Source organism: Limnohabitans sp. 2KL-51 (genome assembly GCF_003063645.1).
Classification (GTDB): domain Bacteria; phylum Pseudomonadota; class Gammaproteobacteria; order Burkholderiales; family Burkholderiaceae_C; genus Limnohabitans_A.
Map to the genome: position 1 here is coordinate 54,001 of NZ_NESJ01000021.1, position 16,297 is coordinate 70,297.

The window sequence follows — 16,297 nt, forward strand, 5'->3', positions numbered from 1 at the left end:
GGATCCACCTGCGTGACAGGCCAACGGTGCCGGACAAGCTGAGAGATTGGGCGTGTTGTGGGGTGCTGACTTTTCCGAAGGTTTCGCCGATGTTTGACGACAATTACCTTGGCTGGTGTGTCAGGATAATTGACGTCAACCACCTGGGGTTGCCATCCCGATGGTTTCGCCATGATGAGCATCCGCACGCCCGAGGTCACCCGCTTGTATTTGCAGTGCGAACCTGACGACAGCCCCGACAACTGGTCAGACGATCGCATCTGGGCGGCATTGCACAAGCGGCTCGATGTCGATGGGCAGCCCCCCATCAACGAAGGTCGCATCACGCAAAAAGCCGTCACCGCCATGCGCAGCTTCATCTGCGAACCCATGCGCTTTGGCCGCCTGTTCCTCGCTGGCGATGCTGCCCACATCGTTCCGCCCACAGGCGCCAAGGGTTTGAATGCTGCGATGGCGGACATCAAGGTGCTGGGACGCTCGCTGGTGGAACACTACAAACGCCAAGATCAGCGCTGGCTAGACCGCTACGCCGACACTTGCCTCGAACGCATGTGGTTGGTCCAGCGGTTCTCAGCTGGCCTTTGCACGATGGTCCACCAATTTCCGGGGCAAAGCGCCTTCGAACGCGGGATGCAACTGGCAGATCTGAACTACATGACCGGTACTCGGGAGGGGCGTGCAGAGTTCGCGCACAACTTCACGGGTCTGCCCGTTCTCGCCTGATGGGTTTCACCCGCTGGGTCTGTATGCCCCAAAGCGAGCAGAGGGGCCACTGAGAAAAGCATCAGCCCCGCTTCAGCTTGTCGGTGACAGCTTATTGCAGTCCAATGCATCAAGTGCACGCCACGTTGTGGCGTTGTGCCAGTCGCATCCAAGCAGTTCAAGTAAGATGGCTTTGGGGACAGCCAATCATCAAAAAGACCGCTGCAGATTGCTTTCCCAAACCATGAAAGAAATCACACATGTTGGTACGCCTTCTATATGTCAGCCAGCCTGTAGGACCGATTACCACGACGGTCACGACATCGATCTTAATGAAATCTCATACCCATAACAAAAAGGCAAATATCACCGGTATTTTGTGTCAAGGTGCAGGCTTATGGCTGCAGGCGTTAGAGGGTGAAAGAAGTCAAGTCAACCGTCTTTACTCTCGGATCATGGGGGACCGCCAGCACCAAAATATCGAGATGTTGTCGATGAACGAAATTAAGCATCGACAATTTGAGCAATGGTCCATGGCACTTGTTCATCTGGACAAAGATGATCCGATGGTCAAGATGGCGCATCCAGAATTTGATCCTTACTCAGCCTCAGCAGAGGACGCCATGGCATTGCTTGATGCACTCATCAAATCAAGCAGCCCAATCACCATCATGGATGCGTGACTTTGAAACAAGTCACGCTGTGTGCTCCCTTTGCAACGGCATTCATGCCCGAATTTGGCAGCGTTCTCACCCTTCTAATCAAAAGTAATGCACCACGGAACGTTAACAGGCGTAACTTAAGATTGGATCAAAGACTTATCAAACAGAAAAAACCAATCGCTGAACTTGTGATTTGAATCGGTTTTTAACTGATTGCTTTGGCGATCAATTGATGGAGGCGGGTCAGTCCTACGCCTGAATTTCTGCTGACCTGATTTACTTCAGTTTTTTGTGCAAGCGAATAAACGCGAACATCCCCATCAAGCTGGCCATCAAGATCATGACCCATTCGGACAACGTTGGTATGGGCGCCGTTGAAGTTACCGGAGCGGCGAAAGTGAACAAAGAGTTCGCCGTATTTGTGCCACCCGGTGTGGTGACCAGAACGCTAGCGGCTCCAGCACTACCTGCTGGCGTGGTGCATGTGGCTGAAGTGCTGCTGATCACGCTGAATGCCGAACAGGCTACACCGCCTACCGTAATGCCCGTTGCCCCGGTCAAATTAGTGCCCGTGATGGTGATGGATGAGCCGCCAAGGGTTGAGCCAGAGCTTGGATTGACGGCTGTGACCGTTGGTAGATCTAAAGAGATAAAAAGGCCACCGACTGTCGCGGCATAGATGGTGGAGCCGCTGACAAAAACGCCTCTAGTATCGCCATGGGTAAACCCATTGGCTGAGGTCATTATGGTAAAGGAAGCGCCACCATTTGTAGAAATACTCAGCCTACCCGCTGGTGCAGCGTAAACGTTCGTGCCATTAGCAAAAACGCCCCAAATCATATTGCCGCCAAGCCCATCGGCTGTGGTTCTGTTGGTGAAGGAAACGCCACCATTTGTGGAAATACTCAGCCCGCCCCATGTTGCAGCGTAAACGGTCGTGCCGCTAGCAAAAACGCCATTAACTTCATTTCTTCCAAGCCCATGGGTTGTGGTTCTGTTGGTGAAGGTGGTGCCACCATCTGTAGAAATACTCAGCCCACCATTAGTTGCAGCGTAAACGGTCGTACCGCTAGCAAAAACGCCATTAACAGTACTGCTGCCAAGCCCATTGGTTGTGGTTCTGTTGGTGAAGGTGGTGCCCCCATTTGTGGAAATACTCAACCCACTATCTGTTGCAGCGTAAACGGTCGTGCCGCTGGCAAAAACGCCCCAAACACTATTGCTGCCAAGCCCATGGGTTGTGGTTCTGTTGGTGAAGGTGGTGCCACCATCTGTAGAAATACTCAGCCCACCATTAGTTGCAGCGTAAACGGTCGTACCGCTAGCAAAAACGCCATAAACAGCACTGCTGCCAAGCCCATGGGTTGTGGTTCTGTTGGTGAAGGAATCGCCACCATTTGTAGAAATACTCAGCCCATTATTAGTCGCAGCGTAAACGGTCGTGCCGCTAGCAAAAACGCCATTAACAGCATGGCTGCCAAGCCCATTGGCTGGTGTTTTTTGGGCGAAGATTTGCGCATGAGCCGCCGTTGAGCAAACGACCATTGCCAAAATGGCCATCAGTCGTTGGATTGAAGCTTTGAATGCAGGTAGAAATACTTTTTCGAAAGATAGGCGTTTTTGCATTATTTCGTACTCAATTAAATAATCTAAAAAATTTATAAATCAACAAAAATAGAAGTCAAAAAATCATAATGATTTTATTAAATCTTGTAAAGTCTTGACAAAAAACGTCAAAGTCATGCTACATGCTTGGCGGCCAGTGTTTCTTGTATGGCCCCTTGTCCAAACTCTTAGGCGATTTGGAATTTGTACCGTGTTGCACCTCGTTCTTGAATCCGCCATTCATGCGGCCGTTCAAGGTCGAAAAATCGAAGTTCCAATGCTGAAGTGAATATGTCTTCCAAGGGGCGATACTTGGGCTCATGCGGTTCAAACGCCTATCTCTTTGAGCTTCTCCTATGAACATCATCACGAACAGCTATGCCAAAGGAAAAACCCACATGCGGTACTTGGTGGCCTTAAGTTTTTTGCTGACCTTTAGTCTCCAAGCGTCGGCGCAAGACGTGCAGCCTGCTCCGCCTGAGCAACTGTCGCTCGACATTCGTGAGGCTATCGTGCGGGTGCCCGTGACGGTTAAAGATGCGTTCAACAAAGAAATCTCCGGAGACGTGCTGGTCACAACGTTTCGCCCCCAAGGCCCAGGGCCGTTTCCGCTGGTGGTGATGAACCATGGCCGTGATTCAGCCACCCGAGCCCAAGCCCCACGGCAGCGATACGAGCCCATCGCCCGATTTTTTATTCGAAAGGGCTTCGCGGTTGCAGTGCCGCAGCGTTTGGGCTATGGCGTATCAGCCAGCGCGGGTGACCCTGAAGACAGCATGAGCTGTAACAATCCGCGTTACCAACCAGCCGGCGACGCAGCGGCTGTTCAGGTGTTGGCTGTCGTGGCACATATGCGCAAGGAGGCAGACATTGACCCCAGTCGCCTTGTCATCATGGGCCAATCGCTAGGTGGCTTTACAACGGTTGCGACCGCAGCGACCAGACCCGATGGGCTTGTCGCAGCAATCAACATTGCTGGCGGACATGGTGGCAACCCAGAAACCCGTCCTGGTAATCCTTGTCAAGCTTACTTGCTGGAGAACACATTTGCGGCTTGGGGGAAAACGGCAACTGCACCGATGCTGTGGATGTACTCAGAGAACGACAAATACTTCAATCCCAAAAATGCGCGCGCCTGGTTTGAAGCCTTCACCAAGGCTGGTGCAAAGGCAGAATTCAAGCTGATGCCGCCGTTTGGTGACGATGGGCACGCCCTGCTGGTGCGCGCCAACGACTTGTGGCAACCGGTGGTTGACGAATTTCTTGCTCGTCACGGTTTCACGACTCCTGGCGTAATGGGCAAGCCTGCCGTCACCGGTCTAGGCAAAGCGCTAGATGCAACTGCTGTACCGTTGATATCTTCCAAACAACGCGACGAAACTTACCCAAAATACCTTGCAGCTAAATCGCCCAAGGCTTTTGCCCTCGGTTCGGGTGGCCGCCTCGGCTACGCATGGGGTGATGACGCAATGTCAAATGCGTTGGGCTTTTGCCAGCGACGTACGGGGCTGCCTTGCAAGCTGTATGCCGTGGACAATGATGTGGTGTGGGTGCCCTGAGCTGCATCATTATTGGTTCTGTCGCAATAGTGGAGTCTGGCCAAAAAGAGTTGCGTCGATGAGTTGGCGATCAAGCTGCAAGGCTGCAGAACTTCTGCGCTGAGATATGTTTTTACTGCCTAAGATTTTGATGAATACGCAAATCAAGCACTTGGTGTGCGGTTCATCTTTCGAAATGTCAATACATCTATTGGTTACATCGATGTAACTCGCGCCGCAGATCGACTTGATACTTGACTGCCGCCAGAAGGAACCCCAGCGTTTGCTCATTGACCAAGTGTAGGTTAACATCATCCGAGATGCTCAGCGACTGCTGACGCTTCCGTTGTAATGCGCCTGAGATCCGAAGCTTGTTTTGTGCCTTACTCAAAAATAAGGAGACTGTGATGGAACGCCGCAAAATTCTGCTCGCTTCTTGCGGCGCAAGCCTGCTCGCCAAGTCGGGTTTTTCCATCGCGCAGGGCCAGGCGCCTGCGTTCCTGAAAGCCGGCACGCCGATCAAATACGTTGTGCCCTACGCAGCGGGCGGTCTGACCGACATCGTCGCGCGCGCGATTGCGCAGAGACTGTCGGAGAACTGGAAAGTATCCGTCGTAGTCGACAACAAGACAGGAGCCAATGGCCAGATCGGCGCGCAGTACATCGCCCAATCTGCGCCCGACGGTTCACAACTGCTGGCGATCACCCTGTCGCACGCCGCGAACGTAACGCTGCTGCCCAATTCGGGTTACAGCTTCGTGCGTGACCTGCGGCCTGTCGCCCTGCTGATCGGCTCGCCGATGCTAATCGTTGTGCCGGAGAACAGCCCGGTCAAGGACTTCAAGGATCTGATCGCGACAGCACGGAAGAGGCGGCTCAATGCTGGCTCAGGCGGCAATGGAACTCCTCAGCACCTGACCATGGCGCTGTTCAACCAGTTGACCGGCACCACGATGACACACGTGCCCTACAGGGGGGGCGCTCCCGCCGTGGGTGCGCTGGTCGGGGGCCAGTTGGATGTCGTGTTCGCCAATTTCCCCGAAGCCATAGCCAACGTCCAGGGCAACAAGCTACGCGCGCTGGCAGTCTGCAGCGCCAGCCGCCACGCCATGATTCCCGAGGTGCCGACCACAGCCGAATTGGGCATGTCGGACCTGGTAGTCGAAAACTGGAACGCCGTGATGATCCAGGTGAACACGCCCGATGCTGTCGTCGATCAATATTCCCGGGAGATGGTCAGGATTATGTCCAGCCCAGAGTTGGAAGCGCAGGCCAAACGCCTGGGCTTTACGCTGACGCCGAAGCCAGCTTCGGAGGCTGCCGTATTCATCAAGACGGAGATCGAACGCTGGAAACGCGTGATCCAGGCCGCCAATATCGAAGTGACCTAGAGACTAGGGGCCATGCACGCAGGTGCCGCCAGCTCAATAGACTTGTCCAGTTTGTGTCTCACCGCTAGGGGAAGCCATTGAAGCAGTCGGGCGGATTACGGCTCGAACGGCAGGCAACTCGTCGACGTGAGGTCGTGTCTCATCATGCAGCAGGTCAGGAGACAGTACTGTGGCGCAATGACTGCGTGTTGCACGGCAGCGGCGACATCGCACTGGGCGCGCCCTTTGATGAATTCACCGTGCCGACGGTAAGTTTCACACTGGAAGGTGGCGGCCGACAGGCCACCGGGCTTAGAGCTCGCCTGAGGGGGACGCCAGGCGAAACAGGTGATCGCGATTGAGCTGGTCCAGGTGAGTGATGCCCAGCAGAGCCATGTCGCGATCGACTTCCGCGGACAACAGGCTGATGGCGTGGCGAACACCCGCCTCGCCCGCCACCGCAGCAGCAAAAATGAAAGGACGCCCAGTAAATACAAATTGGGCGCCCAGGGCCAAGGCCTTGAGGACGTCACCGCCGCGGCGGATGCCGCCATCGAGCATGACGGGAATGTCCGGGCAAGCCGCCACGATGCCGGGCAGCACGCGCATCGGCGCCACCGCGCCGTCGAGCTGCCGCCCGCCGTGGTTGGACACGATCACTCCGTCGGCGCCCAGGTCACGTGCCTGACGGGCGTCGTGCACCGACAGAACCCCCTTGACCAGCAGCCTGCCTTTCCACATGTCGCGGATCTTCTCGAAATGCTTCCAGTGAAGGTGGCCGCGCTCCGAATAGCCACGTTCGACATGGCGCGAAATGATGGGCACGCCCCGGGTGGCGTAGGTGTTCTCGAAGTGCGGCATGCCGTGGTGCAACAGTGTGCGCATCATGGTGCCTAGCAGCCAGCGCGGGTGGGAGACGCCGTCCCAGGCCAGGCGCAGGCTGGGACGTAGCGGAATGTGAAAACCTGCCCGCGTGTTGTTCTCACGGTTGGCCGCGACGGCGGTGTCCAGCGTGATGACCATGGTGTCAAAGCCGTTCTGGGCGACGCGCTCGACCAGGGCAAAGGTGCGAGGCTCGTCGCCGGGCATGTAGGCCTGGAACCAAGTGCCGGGCGCCTGAGCCACCACCTCTTCCATGTGAATCAATGATGCGCCACTCAAGGCCATGGGAATGCCCGCAGCGGCGGCCGCCTTAGCCATCACGATGTCGCCCCGGTATGCGCATAGCGCGGCCACGCCCACGGGTGAGATGCCGAAGGGCGCTTTCCAGGTCTGCCCCAACAGGGTCTTTTCAGTGGTGCGCCTGGAGATATCCACCAGCACGCGTGGCACCAGGGCGAAGTCATCGAAAGACGATCGGTTGGCCCGAATCGTGTGGCCATCCTGGGCCGCGCTGGCCACGAACATGAACAGCGGGTGGGGTAGGTGGCGGCGGGCGGCCTTTTCGAAGTCGTCGAGGGACAGGATGTGTTTTAGGGATATAGGCATAGTTATTGGAGAAGGGGCTGGCGAATTATCAGCAATCTTCGAACGGATAAGCCATAAATAACCGCGCGAGCCGCAGTATAGACCTCAGCAACAGGCTTCGAACCCCGAGCGAACCCTGCTTTCCCGCCAGTGTGCCAGTTTCACTGGGGGAGCCTTTTGAGGGAGGCAGCGGGTAAAAATTACTCTTATCTTGTTGTCACTAGTGTCCCAACGTTTGTCCGCTGATTTGACATAACCCAATGATTTATTTGGATAAATCTGATTTTTCCTTTGTCCACGTTTTGAATCGTTTTTTGGACTTGGGACGTGCTTGGCAGATCTCATCTTCTGGGAGCGGTCATGCATTCGGGTCAACTCGTCTTTGCGCAAGTCATGACTTACCTGTCCTTGAAGACTTTCATCCGAATGGTTTTGACCAGGCGGGTACAGCATAAGGACAAAGATTTCTCCTGCCTCGATCATTTCTTGGCATTGTCTTTTGCCCAACTGACCGCTCTCGAGTCTTTGCGCGATATCGAGATCAATTTGCGTGTGCAGCGCCTACATCTCTATCACTTGGGCTTTCGCTGCAAGACCATCTCGAGCAACACATTGGCCAACGCCAACCGTGTTCGGCTGTGGGAAGTCTTTGCCGAGTTGGCGCATCATTTGATCGGTGTGGCTCGCCCGCTCCACGCCAACGAGCACCGTGCACCGAGCTCAACTCGTTGATGGGCGCAACCGTTTACTATTTGGATTCGACTACGATCGATTTGTGTTTGAGCCTGTTTTCTCGGATGCAGCTTCGTACGATAAAAGCAGCCATCAAACTTCACACATTGATGGATCTGCGTGGAACGATTCCGAGTTTTATTCACATCAGCGACGGCAAGATGCACGATGTCAAAGTCCTCGGCAGGGACGCCAAAGCTTGCGACAAGAAGTTTGTCTGGCGAATCCATGCCCCTCACCTGCTGACCTACGAAAACGGGGACAAACAATAACGCGGAAGAAAAGGCAGCCTCTCGGATGCTGACTTGCAGCCAATTCGGGGCTATCCCTTGGGGATAGACCCAGCCATCTGCGTCAATGAGCAGATGGCGCCTCTTTGGGGCTGGGGCAGGAATAGCCTGCGGCAAGTGTGTCCGCTTCGGTGCAGCCACAGCACGCGGTGCGAGCTCCAGGGGCGCTGCTATTCGATCTCGCTTCTATTCGATTTCGCCGTTACTCGATCTTGATGTTCGCAATCTTCACCACGCGACCCCATTGCGCGATGTCGGCTTTCAGAAATGCGGTGGCTTGTTCCGGGGTCAGGGGGTCGGGGATGCCACCGCGCTCCAGGATGCGGTCGCGCAACTGGGGCTCCCTGAGCACGGCCTGCACATCAGTGCTGACCTTGTCGACGATGTCGCGCGGCACGCCGCTTTGAAAGAACAACGCTGCCCACGCCATGCCCGAGAAGCCAGTGTAACCCTGCTCGGCAATGGTCGGCACATCGGGCAATTGGGGTATGCGCTGCGGCGTGCAGACGGCCAGCGGCAAGATCTTTCCGGACTTGATGTGCGGCAGCGCGGAAGCAACGCCGTCCAGCATGATCTGGATCTGCCCTGCGAGCAGGTCGGACATGGCCGGCCCGCTGCCGCGGTACGAAACATGCACCATGTCGATCTTGGCCACGTGCTTGAAGAGCTCAGCCGTCATGTGCTGCGAAGTGCCCGTACCGGCGGAGCCGTAGCTGAGCTTGCCGGGGTTCTTGCTGGCGGCGGTCACGAGTTGCCCCAGCGTGGTGAAGCCGCTACTGGGGTGCACCACGATCACAAGCGGGCCTATGTACAGGCCAGTCACGGTCTGGAAGTCCTTGACCGGATCGTAAGGCAGCTTATCGTACAAGTTGGGGTTGACGGTGACTGATTGCGAGCCCCCCAGCACCATGGTGTAACCATCGGGCAGCGCGGTCTTGCCTTGCACCATGCCGGGCACGCCGGCGCCCCCGGCCTTGTTTTCCACCACCACGTTCTGGCCCCATTTCTGGGACAGCCGCTCGGCGATCATGCGGCCGAAGATGTCTGCGCCTTGTCCCGGTGGAAACGGGATCAACAGCTTGACGGGCCGGTTCGGATAGCCCACGGCGGTTTGGGCATAAGCGGGCAGGCCGACCAGCGCCGGTGCGATCGAGAGAAGGGTGCGACGTCGGATGCTCATGATTGTCTCCATTGGTAAGCTGGCTAAAGAGAATGCGGTCGTGAGAAAGGCTGCCGAGGCAGCACGGAGCCGTGCGATGCAGCGTAACTGCTCTAGAACAGTTTATCGCAGACTGCTATAATGCAGTTGGATTATTGGAGACATCTGGAGACTACGAATGAGTATTTACCCCACATCCGCGCTGCCCGGCATGCAGCAGGTGGCCAGCGGGTTCAGGCCCCGGATCGCTTTTATCGGTGGCATCTACCATGAGACCGCTGCCGCCTTGCTCGCGCAAACGATGGACGTCGTGCCGCTTCACACGCCTTCGCCTGAGGAGATCCGCATCGCTCTGCGCGACTGCCACCTGGCCATAGTTCGCTACCCCTACAAGCTGGACGGGCCGGTGCTGCAGGACGCCCGGCAACTGATCGCGGTGGCTTCATCAGGCCGCGGAACCGATTCCATCGACGTACCCTCGTGCACCAAGCACGGCGTGGCCGTGATCAACAACCCCGGCTTCGGCACGCGGCCCGTTTCCGAGCATGCTCTTGCCTTGATGCTGGCACTGGCGCGCAAGCTGTTTCGCGGCGACAAAGCGGTGCGCGCAGGCGGCGCATGGGACAAGCGCACCGAGCTCGACGTGCTTGACCTGCATGGCCGCACGCTGGGCATTGTGGGCCTGGGCCTGATCGGGATGGAGATGGCGCGCAAGTGCCTGGGTGCGTTCGGCATGCGTGTGCTTGCTTACGATCCGCACGTTGCGCCGGCGGCCGCGCAGGCTGCAGGCGTGGAACTGCTGCCGGAGCTGGCCGATGTGCTACGCCAGGCCGACTTCGTGTCAATCCACTGCGAGCTCAATGCGGAGACCCGCGGCATCATGAACGAGACCACGCTGCGCCAGATGCAGCCTCATGCCTATCTTGTGAACACAGCGCGCGGAAAAGTGGTTCAGCAGGCTGCGCTGGTGCGCGCACTGCAAGAGCGCTGGATTGCCGGCGCCGCGCTGGACGTGTATGAAGACGAGCCCATGGCAGAAGACAGCCCGCTGCTGCAGTTGCCAGAGCTGATGCTGTCGCCGCACGTGGCGGGCCTGTCAGGAGACGCGCTGCACGACCTGGCCAATTCGGCCGCACACCAGTTGAGCCAAGCTATCCAGGGCCAGCGGCCGGCGAACGTGGTGAACAGCTCGGCGTGGGATGCCGCGATGCAGCGGCTTCAGCGCCTGCGGCAGGCGCAGGCGACTTGATCAGTTGCCGGTATCCAGCACCATCATGGCACCGGCGAAAGGCTCGCCGTACAGGCGCTGCAGGTACACAGGCTGGTCGTCTGAGGTGTAGCCACGCATCTCGATGATCAGGCCCGGCTTGGTGGGGCCGTAGGCCAGTGCCTTGGCCACAGCGGTAGGCATGGTTTCGAAGCCGATGGACTTCTCCACGCGAATCGCGGGCAGTGCGAGCCGGCGCGAAATGAGCTCGCGCAGGTTAGTGCCATCGGTGACCTCGCCCGACAACGCGTAAAAAGAGCGCTCGGGCAGAAAGAACTGGCTGTAGAGCGCGAACTGGCCGTTCACATCGACCTGCCGGTCGATGCGTACCAGCGGCACGCCAGGGCCGAAGTATTTCAGCAGATGGCTCGTGACCTTCACGCCCTGGTGCTTCAGGATGTGCCAATACAGGGGCAGGTCGGCACCATCCGCGCCGCGAAAGCGCACATAGCGAGCGTCCATGGAAGCCCCGAGCCCGCGCACGAAGCTGCCGCGGCCGTGCTCGCGTTTCACGATGCCGCGGTGCTCGAGTTCTTGCAAGGCGCGCTGCACGGTGCCCAGGCTGACACCGAATTGCTCAACCAGTTGCCGCTCGGAAGCTACTCGATCACCATTGCGCAGTTGCCCCGCGGCAATGGCCTGCAGGATCGAGTCGACTATGGTGCGGATCTTGGTGGTGGAAGGGGAGACTGCCGTTTTCATTATCGGTGGAGTCTAACTGAGCCGATGGCCACGAGACCGTTCCGCCCGGTGAGCACGATCGTGCGTACTGTAGGTGCGTTCAGCCCGAATGCACTTGCGCGCAGATCGCCTGCGCCATTACGCGCACCCGCGCGAGCAGTTCGCAGGCGCGCTCAGCCGCTGCCTCGGCACCGGGTGTATCGCCGCGCACGTTCACTGGCCGCAGGTCTTCGATCTCTGCCACCATCTCCATGAGCTCATGGTGCGCCGCGCTAAGCCGGCGGAACTCATTGACCGTGAGCATGTAGGTGTGCAACACGTCGGTGCTTTCGCCGGTGGCATGCAGGGCGTGTAGCGACGCGTTGAGCCAGTGCGTGGCGGCCAGCATTGCGGCCTCGATGCGTATTTCCACCAAGTGGGCGGGCAGCTTGGCCAGCGAGCGTTCGATGCGCTGGGCCTTCTGGAAGTGCAGTGTGGGGTTCATGCTGGGACCTCCGCCAGGCGCTTGCGCAACAAGCCGAGACACTCCGCATATGCAGCCTGGCACTGCGCGACGATGTCGGCTGTCGGCTCGCTCTCGCCGCGGGTGCAGGGGTCGCGGTGAGACTCGATGATTTCCATGGCGTGCATCATGCGCTGCACGTCGTCGGGCACCGGGCCCTGGATAGGGGGCCGGCCCACGTGCAGCACGTCGCCAAGCGATTTGAGTACCGCGCGGTGGCCGCCTGCGGCATTCTCGTCGGGCACGTGGTACACGCCCGGCTGCGAAGGAAAAGCCGACTCGGCGGGGGTGACCTGCGCCATGTGCAGCGCGGCGTTGACGGCGTTGGTTCCGCCTAACATGGCGCTCCAGAACCAGAGTTCGAAGTCGTCCAATGGATGGAGCAGTGACATCGCTTCCTCGAAGCGCGCGATTTTTTTAAGATGGGAAGAAACCAGCATGGGGAGTCTTTCGGTTCAGGGGAGTTCAATCTGGGTGCGCTGGGCCAGGGCCTGCAGCTCGGCCTCGATGGCGGGGGGGTATGCTAGCCCTGTTGCCAGCGAAGCAGCTTCCATCGCGTCTCCGCGTTGACCGGGCACGCGCGCGAGTCCATCGTCTGCGCTTTGCATGTAGTGGCCGATCCAGTGGGCCATGTTTTCAGCATAGGACACTGGTTGCGCAACGGGCGACGTATCGTCGTAGTGCACACCGGGAAGTACATCAGATGGGGCATCGCGCAGCTCGGTCTGCTGGTCTCCCTGCCCGCTTGCAACTGTCTCGGCCACCTGCGCGAAATTCGGGTTGAGCAGCAGCATGAACGCACTCTCGTTGCCCACGGCCCCATTGGCGGGCAGCGCCATGCTCTTTTGCTGCACCGCGCCTGCCTGAGCCGCGAAGGCGGCCGCAAGGCACTCGACCATCATCGCCAGCCCCATACCCTTGTAGCCACCGGTGGGCAGCAGCATGCCGGTCGCAGCGGCCTTCGCATCCGTAGTTGGCTGGCCTTGCGCATCAAGCGCCCAATCGCCGGGAATGGGCTCGTTGGAGCGCGCGGCCAACAGTATGTGGCCCCGCGCAGCTACGCTACAGGCCATGTCGAACACGAGCGGCGGTTGGCCTGCACCAGCGGGCGCCGCGAAGGCAAAGGGGTTGTGGCCGATCGCGCGGCGCTGGAAGCCCAACAGGCCAAGGAGAGGTGGCGTACGCTGGCCCAGAAGGCACAACAAACCAGCTTCGGCAGCTTCCAGCGCGAGCACGCCCAGAGCACCGAGATGCCCGGTGCGTTGGATGGCGAGCCAGAGCATCGGCGTGCTCTGCAGGCTCTTGCGTGCCGCTCTTAGCACATGCGCGCCCAGAACCTGCCCCATGGCGCCATCGGCTTGCACAACCCAGACGCTGGCGTGTCGTTCGATGCGTATGTCGGGCCGCGGGTTAAAGGTGCCGTCGCGCAAGCGGTCGCAGTAGGTACTGAGCCGGGCCAAGCCGTGGGTACCATAGCCGCGCTGGTCGCTGCGCACCAGAAGTCGCGCGGCCTCGTGCGAGTCGAGTTCGGGTACGCCCGCTTGCCGCAGCACCTGCGATGCCCACGCAATGAGCACTTCGGGGCGGCGTGAAACTGTCATTTCGAGCGTGTTCACTGCACCTGGATCTTGGTCTTTTCGACGGCAGCCTTCAGTTTGGCCGACTCGACTTCGTTGTCGCGACCGAAGGCAGCGGAGCCGACGGTCAATGCGTCGGTGCCGGCATCCCTGAGCTTGGCGATCACACTAGGCTCCTTCATCACCGCGAGGATGTCCGCTTCAAGCCGCGCGATGGCCTCGCGCGGCGTGCCTGCGGGCGCGAAAAAGCCGTACCAGGTGGGAAACACGTCCAGTGCCACACCCGTAGCTTCCCGGACGGTGGGTACATCGGGCAACACCGAAGAGCGTGCTGGCGCGAACACGGCCAGCCCTCGCATCTTGCCGCCTGCGATCTGCGGCACGATAGCTGGCAGCGCCATCGCCCCTCCCGTGATCTGGCTGCCCAGCACATCGGTCACGATGAAGGTGGCACCGCGATAGGGAACAATCGTGATCTCAGATTTCACCAGATCGCCCAACAGCGTGAGCTCGATTTGCGGGGTGGAGCCCGCGCCCGGCACGCCCACCGAGACGCGCGAGGGCGTCTGCCTTCCAGCTTCCAGGAAGTCCTTCATATTACGCAGCGGTGAGTCTGTGTTGACTGCAAGGATGGTCGGCGCGATGCCTACTTTGGCGATCGGGATCAGATCTTTCTTCGGGTCGTAGCCCACGTTGGAGAACTGCGGCAGGATGGTGATGGACGGGTTGGCAGTGATCAGAATGGTATAGCCGTCAGCCGCCGCGCGTGCCACCACGGCCGTGCCCACAGTGCCCGCCGCGCCCGCGCGGTTTTCGATGATCACGGCCTGGCCCAGGCGTTTGGCCAGCTCCACGCCGACGATGCGCGCGGTGATGTCCACGCCGCCCGCGGGCGGATAGGCAGAGATCAGCCTCACGGGGCGCTCGGGATACTTCTGCGCGTGCGCAGGGACGGCAACCAGGACGGCGATGACCGTGACCGTGGCGAGATTGGTGACTGCACCCGCCAGGGTATTTAGCCGCCGCGCCGCAGCAGCAAAGTGCAAGCGTTGCATGGTGTTTGTCTCCGTTCGTTGTTGGTCGTCGTTACATCGATGGGCCGAAGCGGCTGATCGCGGACTCGCGCGTGTCCAGAACTTCCGATGTGGTGAGTTCGCCGCTGGCCACAGACAACACGTATTCGAACAGCCTGTTTCCGGCGGAGGCGATGCTTTCGTCCTTCTCCAGGATGGAGGAGACATCGAAGTCGACGTTGTCCGACATGCCTTCGATGGTGTTGCGATTGCCGCTAATCTTGATCACGGTGGCCACCTGGTGGCCAATGGGGTTTCCCACGCCAGTGGAGAACAAGCACAGCTGGCAGCCACCGGCCGCAAGTCCCGTGATGGACTCCACCGCGGGCGCCGGCCCCGACATGAAGTGCAGGCCGCTGCGCTCGGGCACATCGCCATACCCCAGCACCCCGACGAGTTCAGACTTGCCCGCCTTGGCCATCGCGCCCAGCGCCTTTTCTTCGATGGTGGTGAGCCCGCCGCGGATGTTGTCCGGCGTGGGGTTGGAGCCGCGCAGGTCGATGCCCAGCGCGATGATTTCCTTCTCCAGCGTCTCGATCTCCGAGATGAACTTCGTACGCACCTCCGTGCTGGCCGCGCGCTCGGCGAACAGGTGTTCGGCGCCGAAGAATTCGGATGTCTCGGTGATGATAGCTGTGCCGCCGGCACCCACTACTTTGTCGGACACCACCCCGATCGATGGATTGGACGCAAGTCCCGAGGTGGTGTCGGAGCCGCCACATTCCAGCCCCAGCACCAGGCTGGACAACGGAAATTCTTCCCGGCGCTGCTTCGACACGTGGCGCACCAGGCGTGCCGCGGCGCGGGTCCCCTTGGCGATGGAGTTGATGGTGCCGCCGGCCTCCTGGATGTCGACCCATTCCACGGGCTTGCCCGAAGCGGAAAGCAGCTCCACGAGCTCGCGCGTGGTGCGAGGCTCCAGCCCGATGGCCACCACGGCCGCGATGTTGGGGTTCAGGCACAGCCCTGCCGTGACCTTCAGCGTGATCGCTCGGTCGCGCCCCAACTGCCCGCGGATGAACGAGCCCGGCAGGTACACCGTGCCCTGCACAGCATCTGCCACCGCGCGCGTGACGGGATTGCAGTTGTCCATGACGGAGATCACCGCCACCATGTTGCGGATGCCCACGGCGTTGCCGCGCCGGTAGCCCAAGAAGGTGGCGCTCATGCCGCTTCCTTTAGGTCGCCGCGCGCGCGCAGTGCTTCCACGTTGTGCACATGCACATGATCACCCGCCAGGATGGCGGCCGTGGCCTGCCCGATGACTTTGCCGTACTTGAGGATGCGCTCACCTTGCGCGATGGGGCGCGTGGCGAGCTTGTGGCCGAAGGGGATGTCGCCCACCAGCCGGACATTGGCCAGTGGTTGGCCGCCGAGCGTGACCTCATCGCCTTGGGTGCCGGGGTCGATGAGGGTGACAACGTTGTCACCGCCATCCAGAAGAATTGCGCGAACCATGAGATTTGTCTCCTAACTGCTATATAACAGTACGGACGTTAGCGCAGTTCGAGCGGTGCGTCAACCGCGCTTCCAAGCATGTGAACTTGGAACCACTGAATTACCCGAGGGTCTGCCGACTTTGAGCCACAATTTCGAGGCCTGAACGCCAATCGAGAAAAGATACTCGGCCAACGAAAGACATGGCTTGAAGATTGTGAAAGCGTTCTTCAGA

Annotated in this window: 17 protein-coding genes; 7 read left to right on the forward strand and 10 right to left on the reverse strand. The window is 59.3% G+C overall.

What is annotated here, in order from left to right:
- Positions 1-129: 129 nt before the first annotated feature.
- Positions 130-723 carry an FAD-dependent monooxygenase gene (locus B9Z49_RS18420; protein ID WP_233254707.1) on the forward strand — a complete coding sequence of 198 codons (594 nt, stop codon included), beginning with the start codon at positions 130-132 and terminating at the stop codon, positions 721-723.
- Positions 724-962: 239 nt separating this feature from the next.
- Entirely contained in the window at positions 963-1,385 is a 423-nt protein-coding gene (locus tag B9Z49_RS18425; RefSeq protein WP_108354900.1) for a BLUF domain-containing protein, read from the forward strand.
- Between the two features lie 255 nt (positions 1,386-1,640).
- Here B9Z49_RS18425 and B9Z49_RS18430 read toward each other — a convergent pair whose 3' ends face one another.
- Positions 1,641-2,990 carry an IPTL-CTERM sorting domain-containing protein gene (locus tag B9Z49_RS18430; RefSeq protein WP_108354921.1) on the reverse strand — a complete coding sequence of 450 codons (1,350 nt, stop codon included), beginning with the start codon at positions 2,988-2,990 and terminating at the stop codon, positions 1,641-1,643.
- 440 nt (positions 2,991-3,430) lie between these two features.
- Between B9Z49_RS18430 and B9Z49_RS18435 the strand changes: the two genes are divergently transcribed.
- Together B9Z49_RS18435 and B9Z49_RS18440 are read left to right on the forward strand one after the other, a co-directional pair.
- The gene (locus tag B9Z49_RS18435) at positions 3,431-4,528 is read left to right on the forward strand and encodes a S9 family peptidase (RefSeq protein ID WP_233254708.1); all 1,098 of its coding nucleotides are present in this window, start codon (positions 3,431-3,433) and stop codon (positions 4,526-4,528) included.
- Between the two features lie 386 nt (positions 4,529-4,914).
- Positions 4,915-5,898 (forward strand): tripartite tricarboxylate transporter substrate binding protein, encoded by a 984-nt coding sequence (locus B9Z49_RS18440; RefSeq protein ID WP_108354901.1) that lies wholly within the window; start codon positions 4,915-4,917, stop codon positions 5,896-5,898.
- A 291-nt stretch (positions 5,899-6,189) separates the two neighbouring features.
- On the opposite strand, the gene B9Z49_RS18450 is transcribed toward B9Z49_RS18440, so the two are convergent.
- Positions 6,190-7,365, reverse strand: coding sequence for an alpha-hydroxy acid oxidase (locus tag B9Z49_RS18450; RefSeq protein WP_108354903.1), 1,176 nt, complete (start codon positions 7,363-7,365; stop codon positions 6,190-6,192).
- A 372-nt stretch (positions 7,366-7,737) separates the two neighbouring features.
- On the opposite strand from B9Z49_RS18450, the gene B9Z49_RS18455 reads away from it, so the two are divergent.
- Entirely contained in the window at positions 7,738-8,076 is a 339-nt protein-coding gene (locus tag B9Z49_RS18455; protein ID WP_158273536.1) for a DUF4372 domain-containing protein, read from the forward strand.
- A 47-nt stretch (positions 8,077-8,123) separates the two neighbouring features.
- Entirely contained in the window at positions 8,124-8,348 is a 225-nt protein-coding gene (locus tag B9Z49_RS18460; RefSeq protein ID WP_146188560.1) for a hypothetical protein, read from the forward strand.
- Between the two features lie 220 nt (positions 8,349-8,568).
- Here the strand turns inward: B9Z49_RS18460 and B9Z49_RS18465 are convergent, their stop codons facing one another.
- Complete coding sequence (locus B9Z49_RS18465) at positions 8,569-9,546, reverse strand: tripartite tricarboxylate transporter substrate binding protein (RefSeq protein WP_158273537.1); 978 nt, start codon at positions 9,544-9,546, stop codon at positions 8,569-8,571.
- Between the two features lie 157 nt (positions 9,547-9,703).
- On the opposite strand from B9Z49_RS18465, the gene B9Z49_RS18470 reads away from it, so the two are divergent.
- Positions 9,704-10,774, forward strand: a complete 1,071-nt coding sequence (locus B9Z49_RS18470) for a D-isomer specific 2-hydroxyacid dehydrogenase family protein (RefSeq protein WP_108354907.1) — start codon at positions 9,704-9,706, stop codon at positions 10,772-10,774.
- On the opposite strand, the gene B9Z49_RS18475 is transcribed toward B9Z49_RS18470, so the two are convergent.
- The 7 genes from B9Z49_RS18475 to B9Z49_RS18505 all read right to left on the reverse strand — a co-directional run bounded on the left by B9Z49_RS18475 (position 10,775) and on the right by B9Z49_RS18505 (position 16,083).
- Complete coding sequence (locus B9Z49_RS18475) at positions 10,775-11,494, reverse strand: GntR family transcriptional regulator (RefSeq protein WP_108354908.1); 720 nt, start codon at positions 11,492-11,494, stop codon at positions 10,775-10,777. It lies immediately after the preceding gene.
- A 79-nt stretch (positions 11,495-11,573) separates the two neighbouring features.
- Positions 11,574-11,957, reverse strand: a complete 384-nt coding sequence (locus tag B9Z49_RS18480; protein WP_108354909.1) for a hypothetical protein — start codon at positions 11,955-11,957, stop codon at positions 11,574-11,576.
- Positions 11,954-12,415, reverse strand: a complete 462-nt coding sequence (locus tag B9Z49_RS18485) for a hypothetical protein (protein ID WP_108354910.1) — start codon at positions 12,413-12,415, stop codon at positions 11,954-11,956. Before B9Z49_RS18485 ends, B9Z49_RS18480 begins: the two co-directional genes overlap by 4 nt.
- A 15-nt stretch (positions 12,416-12,430) precedes the next feature.
- The gene (locus B9Z49_RS18490) at positions 12,431-13,591 is read right to left on the reverse strand and encodes an Ldh family oxidoreductase (protein WP_108354911.1); all 1,161 of its coding nucleotides are present in this window, start codon (positions 13,589-13,591) and stop codon (positions 12,431-12,433) included.
- On the reverse strand, positions 13,588-14,607 hold the full coding sequence (locus tag B9Z49_RS18495; RefSeq protein ID WP_108354912.1) for a tripartite tricarboxylate transporter substrate binding protein: 1,020 nt from the start codon (positions 14,605-14,607) through the stop codon (positions 13,588-13,590). Before B9Z49_RS18495 ends, B9Z49_RS18490 begins: the two co-directional genes overlap by 4 nt.
- 31 nt (positions 14,608-14,638) lie before the next feature.
- Complete coding sequence (locus B9Z49_RS18500) at positions 14,639-15,793, reverse strand: UxaA family hydrolase (protein ID WP_108354913.1); 1,155 nt, start codon at positions 15,791-15,793, stop codon at positions 14,639-14,641.
- Positions 15,790-16,083, reverse strand: a complete 294-nt coding sequence (locus B9Z49_RS18505; protein ID WP_108354914.1) for a UxaA family hydrolase — start codon at positions 16,081-16,083, stop codon at positions 15,790-15,792. The genes B9Z49_RS18500 and B9Z49_RS18505 overlap by 4 nt, the downstream gene beginning before the upstream one ends.
- Positions 16,084-16,297 lie beyond the last annotated feature (214 nt).

What these genes read in the sequence shown, in the direction of transcription:
- B9Z49_RS18470 (WP_108354907.1), top strand. Translation starts at nt 9,704, where the DNA reads ATGAGTATTTACCCCACATCCGCGCTGCCCGGCATGCAGCAGGTGGCC.
- B9Z49_RS18505 (WP_108354914.1), bottom strand. Translation starts at nt 16,083, where the DNA reads ATGGTTCGCGCAATTCTTCTGGATGGCGGTGACAACGTTGTCACCCTC.
- B9Z49_RS18425 (WP_108354900.1), top strand. Translation starts at nt 963, where the DNA reads ATGTTGGTACGCCTTCTATATGTCAGCCAGCCTGTAGGACCGATTACC.
- B9Z49_RS18455 (WP_158273536.1), top strand. Translation starts at nt 7,738, where the DNA reads ATGACTTACCTGTCCTTGAAGACTTTCATCCGAATGGTTTTGACCAGG.
- B9Z49_RS18465 (WP_158273537.1), bottom strand. Translation starts at nt 9,546, where the DNA reads ATGAGCATCCGACGTCGCACCCTTCTCTCGATCGCACCGGCGCTGGTC.
- B9Z49_RS18495 (WP_108354912.1), bottom strand. Translation starts at nt 14,607, where the DNA reads ATGCAACGCTTGCACTTTGCTGCTGCGGCGCGGCGGCTAAATACCCTG.
- B9Z49_RS18440 (WP_108354901.1), top strand. Translation starts at nt 4,915, where the DNA reads ATGGAACGCCGCAAAATTCTGCTCGCTTCTTGCGGCGCAAGCCTGCTC.
- B9Z49_RS18480 (WP_108354909.1), bottom strand. Translation starts at nt 11,957, where the DNA reads ATGAACCCCACACTGCACTTCCAGAAGGCCCAGCGCATCGAACGCTCG.
- B9Z49_RS18485 (WP_108354910.1), bottom strand. Translation starts at nt 12,415, where the DNA reads ATGCTGGTTTCTTCCCATCTTAAAAAAATCGCGCGCTTCGAGGAAGCG.
- B9Z49_RS18500 (WP_108354913.1), bottom strand. Translation starts at nt 15,793, where the DNA reads ATGAGCGCCACCTTCTTGGGCTACCGGCGCGGCAACGCCGTGGGCATC.
- B9Z49_RS18450 (WP_108354903.1), bottom strand. Translation starts at nt 7,365, where the DNA reads ATGCCTATATCCCTAAAACACATCCTGTCCCTCGACGACTTCGAAAAG.
- B9Z49_RS18430 (WP_108354921.1), bottom strand. Translation starts at nt 2,990, where the DNA reads ATGCAAAAACGCCTATCTTTCGAAAAAGTATTTCTACCTGCATTCAAA.
- B9Z49_RS18475 (WP_108354908.1), bottom strand. Translation starts at nt 11,494, where the DNA reads ATGAAAACGGCAGTCTCCCCTTCCACCACCAAGATCCGCACCATAGTC.